This window comes from Dokdonella sp. (assembly GCF_019634845.1).
Classification (GTDB): Bacteria; Pseudomonadota; Gammaproteobacteria; order Xanthomonadales; family Rhodanobacteraceae; genus Dokdonella_A.
The window spans coordinates 76,993-90,531 of the sequence record NZ_JAHCAQ010000007.1; the positions used below are offsets into that span (position 1 = coordinate 76,993).

At 69.5% G+C, this 13,539-nt stretch carries 10 protein-coding genes and 1 pseudogene; 8 read left to right on the top strand and 3 right to left on the bottom strand.

The features are described 5' to 3' along the window. The first annotated feature begins 102 nt into the window (after window positions 1-102). Both atpD and KF903_RS06840 read left to right on the top strand, forming a co-directional pair. Window positions 103-1,517: pseudogene (atpD, locus tag KF903_RS06835) on the top strand (F0F1 ATP synthase subunit beta). Window positions 1,518-1,647: 130 nt separating this feature from the next. Beyond that, the gene (locus KF903_RS06840; RefSeq protein WP_291212863.1) at window positions 1,648-2,070 is read left to right on the top strand and encodes a F0F1 ATP synthase subunit epsilon; all 423 of its coding nucleotides are present in this window, start codon (window positions 1,648-1,650) and stop codon (window positions 2,068-2,070) included. A gap of 76 nt (window positions 2,071-2,146) precedes the next feature. Here KF903_RS06840 and KF903_RS06845 read toward each other — a convergent pair whose 3' ends face one another. From KF903_RS06845 to KF903_RS06855, 3 genes are all read right to left on the bottom strand, one after another. After that, window positions 2,147-2,527: a GtrA family protein gene (locus tag KF903_RS06845; RefSeq protein WP_291212865.1), complete on the bottom strand. Its 381-nt coding sequence runs from the start codon at window positions 2,525-2,527 to the stop codon at window positions 2,147-2,149. Continuing rightward, window positions 2,524-4,512 carry a hypothetical protein gene (locus KF903_RS06850; RefSeq protein WP_291212869.1) on the bottom strand — a complete coding sequence of 663 codons (1,989 nt, stop codon included), beginning with the start codon at window positions 4,510-4,512 and terminating at the stop codon, window positions 2,524-2,526. Before KF903_RS06850 ends, KF903_RS06845 begins: the two co-directional genes overlap by 4 nt. Before the next feature lie 74 nt (window positions 4,513-4,586). Further along, entirely contained in the window at window positions 4,587-6,170 is a 1,584-nt protein-coding gene (locus tag KF903_RS06855) for a sulfotransferase (RefSeq protein WP_291212872.1), read from the bottom strand. 152 nt (window positions 6,171-6,322) lie between these two features. On the opposite strand from KF903_RS06855, the gene glmU reads away from it, so the two are divergent. The 6 genes from glmU to KF903_RS06885 all read left to right on the top strand — a co-directional run bounded on the left by glmU (window position 6,323) and on the right by KF903_RS06885 (window position 13,463). Continuing rightward, the gene (gene glmU, locus KF903_RS06860; protein WP_291212875.1) at window positions 6,323-7,726 is read left to right on the top strand and encodes a bifunctional UDP-N-acetylglucosamine diphosphorylase/glucosamine-1-phosphate N-acetyltransferase GlmU; all 1,404 of its coding nucleotides are present in this window, start codon (window positions 6,323-6,325) and stop codon (window positions 7,724-7,726) included. A 123-nt stretch (window positions 7,727-7,849) separates the two neighbouring features. Continuing rightward, window positions 7,850-9,142 carry a Vi polysaccharide biosynthesis UDP-N-acetylglucosamine C-6 dehydrogenase TviB gene (tviB, locus tag KF903_RS06865; RefSeq protein ID WP_291212878.1) on the top strand — a complete coding sequence of 431 codons (1,293 nt, stop codon included), beginning with the start codon at window positions 7,850-7,852 and terminating at the stop codon, window positions 9,140-9,142. A gap of 219 nt (window positions 9,143-9,361) precedes the next feature. After that, the gene (locus KF903_RS06870; RefSeq protein WP_291212881.1) at window positions 9,362-10,369 is read left to right on the top strand and encodes an NAD-dependent epimerase; all 1,008 of its coding nucleotides are present in this window, start codon (window positions 9,362-9,364) and stop codon (window positions 10,367-10,369) included. Window positions 10,370-10,500: 131 nt separating this feature from the next. After that, window positions 10,501-11,124 carry an XrtA/PEP-CTERM system exopolysaccharide export protein gene (locus KF903_RS06875; RefSeq protein WP_291212884.1) on the top strand — a complete coding sequence of 208 codons (624 nt, stop codon included), beginning with the start codon at window positions 10,501-10,503 and terminating at the stop codon, window positions 11,122-11,124. Between the two features lie 15 nt (window positions 11,125-11,139). Further along, the gene (locus tag KF903_RS06880; RefSeq protein ID WP_291212887.1) at window positions 11,140-12,693 is read left to right on the top strand and encodes an XrtA system polysaccharide chain length determinant; all 1,554 of its coding nucleotides are present in this window, start codon (window positions 11,140-11,142) and stop codon (window positions 12,691-12,693) included. Next, window positions 12,690-13,463 carry a CpsD/CapB family tyrosine-protein kinase gene (locus tag KF903_RS06885; RefSeq protein ID WP_291212890.1) on the top strand — a complete coding sequence of 258 codons (774 nt, stop codon included), beginning with the start codon at window positions 12,690-12,692 and terminating at the stop codon, window positions 13,461-13,463. The genes KF903_RS06880 and KF903_RS06885 overlap by 4 nt, the downstream gene beginning before the upstream one ends. The last annotated feature ends 76 nt before the right edge of the window (window positions 13,464-13,539 follow it).

The window sequence follows — 13,539 nt, forward strand, 5'->3', positions numbered from 1 at the left end:
TCGCGAAACCAGAACCGCGGTCAGCGATGGCCGCCCTTCTCGACAGCAGCACGGTTTCGGTCGTGCCAATCCAGTTTTGAAAGATTCATCCGGAGCACTCCAATGAGCCAAGGCAAAGTCGTCCAAATCATCGGCGCCGTCGTCGACGTCGAGTTCCCGCGCGAGTCCGTGCCCAAGGTGTACGACGCGCTCAAGATCGAAGGCATGCCGATCACGCTCGAGGTGCAGCAGCAGCTCGGCGACGGCGTGGTGCGCACCATTGCGCTGGGCTCCACCGACGGCCTCAAGCGCGGCCTCGTGGTCGGCAACACCGGCCAGGGCATCGCGGTGCCGGTCGGCAAGGCCACCCTCGGCCGCATCATGGACGTGCTCGGCAACCCGATCGACGAAGCCGGCCCGATCGGCGAGCAGGAGCGCTGGGTCATCCACCGCTCGGCACCGTCCTACGACGAGCAGGCGGCGGCCAACGAGCTGCTGGAAACCGGCATCAAGGTCATCGACCTGGTGTGCCCGTTCGCCAAGGGCGGCAAGGTCGGCCTGTTCGGCGGCGCCGGCGTCGGCAAGACCGTCAACATGCTCGAGCTCATCAACAACATCGCGACCCAGCACTCGGGCCTGTCGGTGTTCGCCGGCGTCGGCGAGCGCACCCGCGAGGGCAACGACTTCTACCACGAGATGATCGACGCCGGCGTCGTCAAGCTCGACGACAAGACGCAGTCGAAGGTGGCGATGGTGTACGGCCAGATGAACGAGCCGCCGGGCAACCGTCTGCGCGTGGCGCTGACCGGCCTCACGATGGCCGAGTACTTCCGCGACGAGAAGGACGCGACGTGCTGTTCTTCGTCGACAACATCTACCGCTACACGCTGGCCGGCACCGAAGTGTCGGCGCTGCTGGGCCGCATGCCGTCGGCGGTCGGTTACCAGCCCACGCTGGCCGAGGAAATGGGCGTGCTGCAGGAGCGCATCACCTCGACCAAGACCGGCTCGATCACCTCGATCCAGGCCGTGTACGTGCCCGCCGACGACTACACCGATCCGTCGCCCGCCACCACCTTCGCGCATCTGGATTCGACCGTGGCACTGTCGCGCGACATCGCCTCGCTCGGCATCTATCCGGCCGTCGATCCGCTGGCCTCGACCAGCCGCCAGCTCGATCCGCTGGTGATCGGCCAGGAACACTACGAAGTCGCGCGCCGCGTGCAGGGCATGCTGCAGCGCTACAAGGAACTCAAGGACATCATCGCCATCCTCGGCATGGACGAGCTCAGCGAGGACGATCGCAACACGGTGTACCGCGCGCGCAAGATCGAGCGCTTCTTCTCGCAGCCGTTCACGGTGGCGCAGGTGTTCACCGGCACGCCGGGCAAGTATGTCTCGCTCAAGGAAACCATCCGCGGCTTCAAGATGATCGTCGACGGCGAGTGCGACCACCTGCCCGAACAGGCGTTCTACATGGTTGGCGGCATCGACGAAGCCTTCGAGAAGGCCAAGGCGATGGAGACGAAGGCGGCCTGACCAACGTGATGCGGCATTGGTGATGGGTGATTCGACGCAGGCCGACCGCGCTTCACGCGGCAACCGCGCAAGCTGACGAATCACCCGTCACGAACCACCAATCACGTCGAACGAGCGGAGCGAGAGACACATGGCCACCATCCACTGCGACATCGTCAGCGCCGAGGAAGAGATCTTCAGCGGCAACGCGCAAATGATCATCGCTACCGGCGAGATGGGCGAGCTCGGCATCGCGCCGCGCCACGCGCCGCTGATCACGCGCCTCAAGCCCGGTCAGGTGCGCGTGCTGCTCGACAACGGCGAGGAGCAGTTCTTCTACGTCTCGGGCGGCATCCTCGAGGTGCAGCCCAACGTGGTGACCGTACTCACCGACACCGCGATCCGCGCCAAGGATCTGGACGAATCGGCCGCGCGCAAGGCCAAGGAAGAAGCCGAACGCGCACTGGCCAATCGCAGCGACGCGATCGAAGTCGCCCAGGCCCAGGCCCAGCTCGCGCAGGCCATGGCCCAGTTGCAGGCGCTCGAAAAGCTGCGCCGTTCGCTCAAGCACTGAGCACACGCGCAACTCGCGCTCGCGTGTCGTCCACGCGGGCCGCGACGCCGCGGCCCGCGGCCACGGCGCGCCGACTTCAGCGGTACACCCAGTGCCGCGACACGAGGAAGCTGCCGATCGCCAGCGCGCCCTCGACCAGCGGCTTGGCCAGCCAGGCCGAGCGCACGCCGAACGCCGCGGCCACCGCGGTCACGCCGAACGTGCTCAGCACGGTGTTGCCGCACCACAGGGCCAGGTAGCGCAGCGCCTGGCGCCGGCGCGGCGCGGCGTCGTCGCGCGCGAACGTGATCGCGCCGTTGAGCCAGAACCCGAGCAATGCTCCGGCCATCCGGCCGCAGACATTGGCGACCACCACATCGAGCCCGGCGTGGCTGAGACCGACCAGCGTGGCCCAGTCGAGCAGCCACTGCGCGACGCCGATGACGATGTACCAGCGTCCTTGGCGCAGCAGGCTCATGGCGCCGGCACCGGCGGCACCGACCACAACTGGGCGTCGCCGGCACTGGCCTCGTGACGCGCGCCCAGCAGCGCCAGCGCGTGGCGCTGCGGCTCGGTCAGGGTCGCGTCGCGCAGCAGCAACCAGCGTGCATCGAGCTCACGCACGATGGCGACCCAGCGCTGCCCGCTCGCGTCGGCGTTGGCCGCCACGCGCGCACGTTCCAGCGCTGGCGCATACCAGGCCACGCTGCGCCCACGCCCGGCCAGCTCGGCGATCGCCGGCGCGGCCGGATCGAGCGCCAGCACGATCGACGCGCCATCGTCACGCGACCGCAAGCGGGCGATCAGGGCGCGTTCGGGCGAATAGTGCGCCAGCACCGTCATCGCATCGCCGCGTGCGCGCACCAGCAGGCGCAGCGCGCTCGTGTGCTGCGTCCAGTTGGCGTTGGCGAGGAACGCGAAATCGAGCAGGCACAGCGCCGCCAGCGCGAATGCCGCGCGCCGCTCGCCCAGCGCCGCGGCCGTGGCCGCGACCAGCGGCGCCAGCAGCAGCACCAGGCCCGGGAAGGCGTAGCGCGCGTACTGCATCGGCAGCAGCGGCAGCAGCAGGATCGCCGAGGCGGCGAGCGCGAGAGCGCGCGTGCGCGTCTCGCGCAACGCGAGCAGCCAGGCGCCGGCCAGCGCGAGCCAGACGAAGCCGAAGCCGCCCGGCCAACCTTCCAGGTAGGCGTCGGTCATGAAGGTGATGCGCCACGGCAGGCCCACGCCGAAGCCGGCATGCCAGCGCGGATCGTCGAGTTGGCGCGCGGCCAGCAGCGGCGACTCGAACCAGTGATTGAACAGCGGGAACAGCGGATTGCCGCTGAGCCACGCGGCCTGCACGTAACTCGAACCGGCGACCAGCACGAACGCGACCGCGCCGGCGGCGAAGGCGCGCGTGCCGGGCCAGCCGCGCCGCCAACCCGCCCACACCAGCATGACCAGCGCTGCGACCGCCTGGCCGAACTTGAGCGCGACCAGGCCGCCGGCCAGCACCGCGATCGCTACTGCAGCCGGGCGCGGCTGCACGATCGCAAGCGCCAGCACGCCGAGCAGGCCGATCGCCGGCAATTCGGTCTGCATGCTGCCGAGCAGGCCGCTGCACAGCGGCAGGCTGGCCAGCAGCGCAACCGCCAGCCACGCCATGCGCGCGCTGGCCAGGCCGCGCGCCAGCGTCCAGGTGGAGGCGGCCGCCAGCAGCAGCCAGGGCAGTACCAGCGCGGCGCGCGCCTCGCCGCCCGCAAGCACGGCCGCGATGCCCTGCAAGGTGTCGCCGAGCCACGGCGCCGCGGCCCAGATCTGGTTGGCGAGATCGGGCAGGTAGCGCCCGTGGCGCAGCAGTTGCGAAGGCAGCCCGAGATGGTAGTTGACGTCGTCCGACAGCAGGGTCGGCAACCAGGCGCCACGCGAGGTGACGCCGAGCAGGGCCACCGCGAAGGCCGCGCCGCGCGGCGATGCGGCGACCGCCGCGTGCCAGCCATCGCGGCTGCGCACCAGCAGCCCGCGCAGGACGTGGCGCCGCACCAGGCACAGCGCCAGCAGCAGCGGCCAGTAGACGAACCAGCGATGCAGGGGCCAGCCAAGCAGCCAGCCGTCGATGCCGCCGATGAGGGCCAGACCACAACCCAGCGCCAGCAGCGGATGTCCGTCGCGTGGCACCACGAGGCTGCCGAGCGCCGCCGCGGCCGCAACGAGCAGCAGGCCCGCCAGCACCGCCGGCACGCCCGCGAACGGCAACAGCGCGACGCCCCACACCAGCGCCAGCGCGGCGGCCCACGACAGTCGGCCCCAGCGCCGCAGCGGCCACGCCGCCGTCAGCGCCAGCGCGCCCATCACCAGCTGATCGAGCAGGCGCGGCCACGGCAACGCCAGCCACATGCGCTGCAGCAGCAGGCCGGCGACGCATGCCAACAGTCCGGCGACAACGAGCGCGGCAGGCAGCAGGCGGAGCAGGCGTTGCGGCATGCAGGCGGCGGTGGACGAAGGGCGCGTGATCCTAGCAGCTCGACCGGGCACGCTGCCGTGTCGGCAGCGGCAGCTCAGCGAGGTGACGCGGACAAGGCCGCGCGCAGCGGATCGAGCAAGGCGCCGTAGCGCGCCGTGCGTGCCGTGTCGCGACGCAGCGGCTCGCGCACCTGCGCCGCACTGGCGGTGCGCACGCTGCGCGTGGCCTCGTGCGGACGCAGGCACGCCGCCTCGAACGGCAGCCCGCAGAACTCGAGCAGGACGCGCGTCTGCGCCTCCGGCTCCGCCAGCAGCGACTCGTAGACCTGGTCGCGGATGCGCGCCGGCCACCGTCCTTGCCAGTGGCGCATGCTGCGATCGCAGACGCGCCAGTAAACGGCCAAGTCCATGAGGTCATAGCTGTAGTTGTGCGCGGCCCAGAAGATCTGGCGGAAGCACGACCAGCAGGTCTCCACCGCATCGCGCCGGCAATGCACGATGCGCGCCGCCGGCAGCATGTGCGCGATGGCCGCGCTGTAGACCCAGTTGCCGGGCATTTTGTCGGTGAAACGCGGGCGTTGCCGTCGCCAGCGCGCGGTGCGCTGCAGATACTGTTCGCCGAGCCGGCGCCAGTCGGTCGCATCAAGCTGGCCCACCCATTGCGGGAACGGTGCGCCGCGCCGCCGCGACTCCGCGGCGATCACCGCGCCCAGATCGCCGAGCTCGCTGGCACCCTCGACCTGCGAGTGGGCGGCGAGGATCTGTTCGGTCAGCGTCGATGCCGAGCGCGGCAGGCCGACGATGAAGATGACCTCGTCGCCGAGTCCGGCGTCGGGTGGGGATGGCGCCGCATCGAAGGCGGCCACCACTTGTGCCATCCAGTCGTCGAAGGCAGCCGCCTGCCACGGGAATGCGGGTCGGGCCTGCTCATTGGCGGCGACATAGGCCGCGAACGCTGCCTCGTCACGACCCTCGTCATCGAGTGCCCTGGCCAGCGCGAAGCGCGCCGCGAGCTGTTCGTCGGGCGCCACGTCGCGCCGTTGCAGCAGGGCCTCCAGCCGCGCGACGTCGGCCGCATTGAAGCGCACGGCCTTGAGGTTGGCCAGGCCCCACCAGGCAAGCCCCGCACGTGGCTCGTGGCGCAGCAGCTCGCGATACTGCGCCGCCGACTCGGCGCTGCGGCCGCGCATCATCAGCACCTCGGCCAGCGTGTAGCGGGCCGAAGCGAGCGCCGGCGCCAGCGCCAACGCGCGTTCGAGAGGTGCCTGCGCGACCTCGATCTCGCCACGCAGCACGCGACACTTGCCAAGGTTGAACCAGGCCGCGGCGAAGCCCGGTGCGAGCTCGCAGGCACGTTGCAGTGTGGCCAGCGCGGCGTCGACCTCGCCGACCTCGCCGAGCAGGCTGCCCAGCGCATTGAGGATCGCGGCGTCGCCTGGGGCACAGTTGGCCGCCTCGCGCAGCAGCGCCAGCGCGGCGTCGACGCGCCCCAGTCCCTGCAGCGCCAGCGCGCGCGCGAGCTGCAGCTGCGGTTGCTGCGGTGCCAGGCGCAAGGCGGCCGCAAAGGCCGCCTCGGCCTCAACGAAGTCGCCACGCGCAAGGCAGCCGTCGCCGCGCGCGACGTGCGCCTGCAGCAGATCGTTGGTGGAACGGGCAGCGGGAGGTGGATGGGCGTTCATGCCGATCGTCGCGTGCGGCGCCAGCGCCGGCCGCGCGAGCATGCCACGGCGGCGCGGCCGCAGGCGAGCGCGGCGGGCTTTCCGCCCGACCGGCGCCGCAGGCCCGACGGATGGGCCTGCGCGGCTTCGACGCTGCGGCGCGGGCGACTAGAATGCCGCTGTCCCCTGTCTTGCCGGAGTCGCTCGTGGCCCCTCCTCCGTTGCACGTCATCATCCTCGCTGCCGGCGAAGGCAAGCGCATGAAATCGGTACGCGCCAAGGTGCTGATGCCGCTGGCCGGCCGGCCGATGCTGGCCCACGTCCTCGATGCGGCGCGCGCGCTGCAGCCTGCGCGCATCCACATCGTGTACGGCCACCTCGGCGAACAGGTGCGTGCGGCGGCCACCGACCTGGGCGACATCAGCTGGACCCACCAGCCCGAGCAGCGCGGCACCGGCCATGCGGTGATGCTGGCGCTGCCCAACATCCCCGACGACGCGCGCGTGCTGGTGCTCTACGGCGACGTGCCGCTGGTGCGGGCACAGACGCTGCGCCGGCTGCTGGAGCACGAGGAGCCGCTGGCGGCCCTGGTGGCACAGCTCGAAGCACCCTACGGCTACGGCCGCGTGGTGCGCGACGGCATCGGCCGCATCCGCGCCATCGTCGAGGAAAAGGACGCCACCACCGATCAGCGCGCGATCACCTGCATCAACAGCGGCATCCTCGCCGCCGACGCGCGCCGCCTGCGCGTGTGGATCGCCAACCTCGATACCGACAACGCGCAGCAGGAACTGTATCTGACCGACGTGTTCGCGCAGGCCGCCGACGAAGGCGATCCGGCCGCGGCCGAGATGTGCGCCAGCCCGCAGGAGGTGTTCGGCGCCAACGATCCCTGGCAACTGGCCGGCCTCGAACGCATGCACCAGCGCAGCCGCGCCACCCAGCTTGCCGCGGCCGGCGTGCGCTTCGCCGATCCGATGCGCTTCGACCTGCGCGGTGACGTCCACATTGGCCGCGACGTCGAGATCGACATCGACGTGATCCTCGAAGGCCTGGTCGAAATCGGCGACGACGTCCACATCGGTGCGTTCTGTCGCATCCGCAACTCCACGCTGGCCAGCGGCACGATCATCCATTCGCACTGCAACCTCGACGGCGTGGTCACCCACGGCCCCTGCGAGGTCGGTCCGTTCGCGCGGCTGCGGCCCGGCACCGAAATCGCCGGCGGCGCCCACATCGGCAACTTCGTCGAGACCAAGCAGACGCGCATCGGCGAGCGCAGCAAGGTCGGCCACCTCAGCTACCTCGGCGATACCCAGGTCGGCGCCGACGTCAACATCGGCGCCGGCACCATCACCTGCAACTACGACGGCGTGCGCAAGCACGCCACCACGATCGAGGACGGCGCCTTCATCGGCTCCAATACCGCGCTGGTGGCGCCGGTGCGCGTGGGCCAGGGCGCGACCGTCGGCGCGGGATCGGTGATCACGCGCGAGGCTCCGGCCGGCGAACTGACCGTGGCGCGCGCGCGCCAGAACACGGTCGAAGGCTGGAAGCGTCCCGACAAGGACGACTGAGCACTCGCGGCGAGCCGGCGCGCAGCCGGCCCGGTCGCGGCGTGGCCGCAGCGACCCGGCGTGCGTGCCGCGGCACCGCGCGACTTGCTAGACTGACGTGTTTTCCGTCGCGGAGGTTGCCGAATGGACGCTGCTCCCCTGCCCGGTCGCGACGACATCCGCGTCGCGGTCATCGGGCTTGGTTACGTGGGACTGCCCCTGGCGGTCGGCTTTGGACGCGCCCTGCCCACGCTCGGCTTCGACATCAACCAGGCGCGCATCGCCGAGCTGCGCGAGCAGCGCGACCACACGCTGGAAGTGTCGGCCGACGAACTGCGCGCGGCGACGCAGCTGCGCTGCAGCGCCGATCCGGCCGAGCTCAAGACCTGCAACGTGTTCATCGTCACGGTGCCCACGCCGATCGACGATGCCAAGCGTCCCGACCTCACTCCGCTCGTCGGCGCCAGCCGCAGCGTCGGCAAGGCGATCGGCCGCGGCGCCGTGGTGGTGTTCGAGTCGACCGTCTACCCGGGTGCGACCGAGGAAGTGTGCGTGCCGATCATCGAGCGCGAGTCGGGCCTGCGCTACAACGAGGATTTCTACGCCGGTTACAGCCCCGAGCGCATCAATCCGGGTGACAAGGAACATCGCCTGGAAACGATCCTCAAGATCACGTCGGGCTCGACGCCGCAGGTGGCCGATTTCGTCGATGCCCTGTACCGGCGCGTGGTTCGCGCCGGCACCCACAAGGCCTCGAGCATCCGCGTCGCCGAAGCAGCCAAGGTCATCGAGAACACCCAGCGCGACCTCAACATCGCGCTCATCAACGAACTGGCGCTGATCTTCCACCGGCTCGGCATCGACACCGCCGAGGTGCTTGCCGCGGCCGGCACCAAATGGAACTTCCTGCCGTTCCGACCGGGCCTGGTCGGCGGCCACTGCATCGGCGTGGATCCCTACTACCTGACCCACAAGGCGCAGCAGATCGGCTACCAGCCCGAGGTGATCCTGTCGGGCCGCCGCATCAACGACGGCATGGGCCAGCACGTGGCCCAGCGCGTCATCAAGCTCATGACCCAGCGGCGCATCCAGGTCGTCGACGCCAACGTGCTCGTGCTCGGCCTCGCGTTCAAGGAGAACTGCCCGGACCTGCGCAATACGCGCGTTACCGACGTGGTCGCCGAGTTCGCCGATTACCACGCGCGGGTCGATGTGCACGACCCGTGGGTGAGCGCGGACGAAGCGCGCCATGAATATGGCCTTGAGCTCGTGCCGGAACTGCAGCCGGGCAAGTACGACGCGATCATCCTCGCCGTCGCCCACCGCCAGTTCGTCGACATGGGTGCGCCGCGCATCCGCGCGCTGGGCAAGCCCGGCTGCGTGCTGTTCGACGTCAAGCAGGCGCTGCCGCGCGAACTGGTGGACGATCGGTTGTGACGGCTGGCCAGGCGTTGGCCGGCGCGACGTGCCGCGACGTCGCGTGACCGCGTCGGGCACGATCCACGCCAAGGTTGCGGCACCCCGCGGCAGTGCATCGGATGGTGCCGCGGCGACAGAATGACCATCCGGACCGGGCGGGCGCCGCGCATCGAGTCCCGCCGTGCAATCCAGGCTGTTTCCAATCCCCCATCGCGAATCATCAATCACGGATCGTCCATGCGCATCCTAGTCACCGGCGCCGCCGGCTTCATCGGCTCGACCCTCAGCCAGCGGCTGCTCGCACGCGGCGACGAGGTTCTCGGCTACGACAACCTCAACGATTACTACGATCCCACGCTCAAGCAGGCACGCCTGGACCGGCTCACGCCGCAGGCCGGCTTCCAGTTCGTGCGCGGCGCGCTCGAGGATCGCGCGGCTCTCGAACAGGCGTTCGCCCGGTTCCGCCCGCAGCGCGTGGTCAATCTTGCCGCGCAGGCCGGCGTGCGCTACTCGCTGACCAACCCCTACGCCTACGTCGAGGCCAACCTCGTCGGCTTCATCAACGTGCTCGAGGCCTGCCGCCACGGCGGCGTCGAACACCTGGTCTATGCCTCGTCCAGTTCGGTATACGGCGCCAACCGCAAGCTGCCGTTCTCGGTGCAGGACGCGGTCGACCACCCGGTGAGCCTGTATGCGGCGACCAAGAAAGCCAACGAGCTGATGGCGCACACCTACAGCCACCTGTATGCCTTGCCGACCACGGGCCTGCGTTTCTTCACCGTGTACGGCCCCTGGGGCCGCCCCGACATGGCGCTGTTCCTGTTCACGCGCAAGATTCTCGCCGGCGAACCGATCGAGGTCTTCAACCACGGCCACCACACGCGTGACTTCACCTACATCGACGACATCGTCGAAGGCGTGGTGCGCACGCTCGATCGCGTGCCGGCCGGTGATCCGGCCTTCGATCCGCTGCAGCCCAATCCGGGCTCATCGGCCGCGCCGTACCGCGTCTACAACATCGGCAACAACCAGCCCGTGCAGCTGGCGCACTACATCGAGGTGCTCGAAGCCAGGCTCGGCCGCAAGGCCGACAAGATCATGCTGCCGCTGCAGCCGGGCGACGTGCCCGACACCTATGCCGATGTGGCCGAGCTGGCGCGCGACACCGGCTACGCACCGGCCACCCCGGTCGAGGTCGGCATTGGCCGTTTCGTCGACTGGTACCGCGACTTCTATCGCGTCTGAAACGGCCAACCGGCCACGCCGGGAGACGGACTGGCGGCCTGGATCGCTGGCCGCACGCGCTTGCGAAGCACGGCTCGGTTCAGCGTAGAATGTGATACGGTTCACACTTTCGCCGCCAAGGGATCTGCGCCATGAGCCTGCTCCGTTGTTCGTTGCTGCTCATTATCTTGTTGATTCTACAAGCGTGTTCGGCCAATCCCGTGCTCAACTCGGGCACTCCGAAGGCGCACCCGGAGATGGCGGCGGTCAGCGAGTACCGAATTGGCGTTGATGACCTCGTCGAAGTGTCGGTATGGCACAACCCCGATCTCGGCGCCAAGGTGCCGGTGCGGCCCGACGGCATGATCTCGCTGCCGCTGATCGGCGATGTCATGGCCGGTGGCAAGACGACCGCCGAGGTGGCTGCCGAGGTCTCGGACAAGCTCAAGGTATTCATCCGCGACCCGCAGGTGGCGGTGATCCTCACCGAGCTGCGCAGCCACGAGTACCTGTCGCGGGTGCGCGTGACCGGCGCCGTGCGCAACCCGATCTCGGTCCCCTATCGCCAGGGCATGACCATGCTCGACGCCGTGCTGGCCGCCGGCGGCACCACCGAATTCGCTGCCGCCGACCGCACCGAGCTGTACCGCAAGGAGGGCGCTGGCACGCACGCCTACGCCGTGCATCTGGAGCGCATCCTCAAGAAGGGTGATCTGTCGACCAACTACCCCGCGCAACCCGGGGACGTCATCACCGTACCCGAACGCGTATTCTGAGGCAGGCCCGATCCCGTGAAGGACACCATGGCACCCATGGACGAGCTGGTGCGCGTGCTGCTGGTCGAGGCACGCCGGCGCCGGCTCGCGCTTGGCACGCTGTTTGCGGTCATCGCGCTCACCGCACTGGTGATCGGCGTGCTGTTGCCGCGCAAGTATGAATCCTCCACCACGATCCTGGTGCAGGAGAGCAACATCGTCACCGGCCTCATGGAGGGGCGCGCGGTGGCCACCGGCGTCGCCGATCGCGCCGGCATCGCGCGCGAGGTGATCTTCAGCCGCAAGGTCATGAACGACATCCTCGCCGCCGGTGGCTGGCTCGACCAGCACCCATCCCCGGTCGAGCAGGACCGCATGATCGAGGCGATCACCGATCGCACGCGCATCGCCAGTCCACGCGACAACCTGATCCAGATCAGCTACACCGACAAGGACGCGGCGCGCTCGTTCCACGTGACCGAGCGCTTGGCCGAACTGTTCATCCAGGAGAGCCTCGCCGCCAAGGAACACGAGAGCCGCAACGCGTTCGAGTTCATCGACAGCCAGGTCGCGCTCTACCACAAGAAGCTGACCGACGCCGAGGACAAGCTCAAGGCCTATCGCGAAGCCAACGTCGACGCGCGCCCCGGCGGCGAGGCCGACAGCAACACCCGCATCGCGCAGTTGCGCACCCAGATCGAGCAGGCGCGACTCGAGCTCATGGAACAACACTCGCGCGAGAGTGCGCTGGCGTCGCAACTGTCGGGCGAGGCCGAAATCACGGCCGTGCAGACCCGCGCCAGTACCTATCGTGTGCAGTTGGCCGAGCTGCAGAATCAGCTCGATCGGCTGCTGCTCACCTACACCGACGACTATCCCGACGTGGTGCGCATCCGGCACCAGATGCAGGACATCCGCGATCTGCTCAAGCGCGACGAAGCCGACAAGGCACTCGCGCCCAAGCCCACGGGCGGCCCCTCGGCCACCGACGACAGCATCGCCTACAACCCGCTGCACCAGGAACTGCGCAGCAAGCTCAACGAGGCACGCCGCAATGCGGCCGCCACCGCCGCCAAGCTCAGTGCCACCGAAGGCATGCTCAACGGCGAACTCGACCGCAACAAGCGCATCGCCAACTCGGAAAATGCGCTGGCCGAGCTCACGCGCGACTACGAGGTCAACCGCGACATCTACCAGGACCTGCTCAAGCGTCGCGAAAACGCCCGTGTGTCGATGGACCTCGATGCCAAGCAGCAGGGCCTGACCTTCCGCATCCAGGAGCCGGCGGTGATGCCGGTGCGTCCGTCCGGCCTGCGCCTGATCCACTTCGCGATCGGCGGTCTCGTGCTCGGCGCCCTGTTGCCGTTGGCACTGCTGTTCGGCTATGCGCGCTTCGACCCGCGCGTGCGCTCGGCGGCACAGATCGAACGTCTCGCCGGCGTGCCGGTGCTGGTGACGATCCCGACCTACCGCACGCCGCAGGACCGGCGCCGCAGCGCGCTGCACGGCGCGGCGCTGCTCATCATCATCGTCGGCGTGCTGCTCGCCTATGCCGCGCTGTACTGGATCCGGCTGGAGGCTTCCCGATGAATTCCGGCCACGACAACACCACGCCCGACCGCGTCGGCGGCGCGATCGAAGCCACCGCGCGCGAGTTGGGCCTGCAATCGAACAGCAGCCGGTCGATCGCGCTGATGACGGAAACGACCGCACTGAGCACGCGCGAGCTCGACCAGCGGCGCATGATCCATCGCGACGATCGCGCGCGGCCGCAGGCCGATGCCTTCCGCGAACTGCGCACGCGCCTGTTGGCGTTGGGTGGCGACCAAAACTTCGTGACGATGGTCGCCTCGGTGAGCCCGCACTCGGGTGGCAGCTTCGTGGCCCGCAACCTTGCCGCCGCGTTCGCCTTCGACGAGGCCAAGACCGCGCTGCTGATCGACTGCAACCTGCGCTACGCCAGCCAGCACAAGGCGCTCGCCACCGACGCCAGCCCCGGCCTGATCGACTATCTCGAAAAACCGGCGCTGGGCGTGCCCGCCATCATCCGCCACACCGGCATCCCGCGTCTGCGCCTGATCACGGCCGGCAAGTCGCGCGAGACCGGTGGCGAGTACTTCTCCTCGTTCCGCATGCGGGCCACGCTCGATTCGCTGCGCTGCCGCTACACCGATCGCTACCTGCTGCTCGATGGCCCCGCGGTGAAGGGCTCGCCCGACGCGCGTATCCTGTCGGATCTGGCCGACTTCGTGGTGCTGGTGGCCGGTTACGGTCGCGACACGCCGGCGGCAATCGCGCAGGCGGCATCGATCTTCGACCCCAGCCGCTTCGCCGGCGTGGTGTTCAACGAACTGCCCTGACCGTGGCGCTCGCCGCCGGCGGGCGCCCGGGCCGGGGCCATGCCCGCTGCCGCGGCAAGTGCGTCGCAGCGGGACA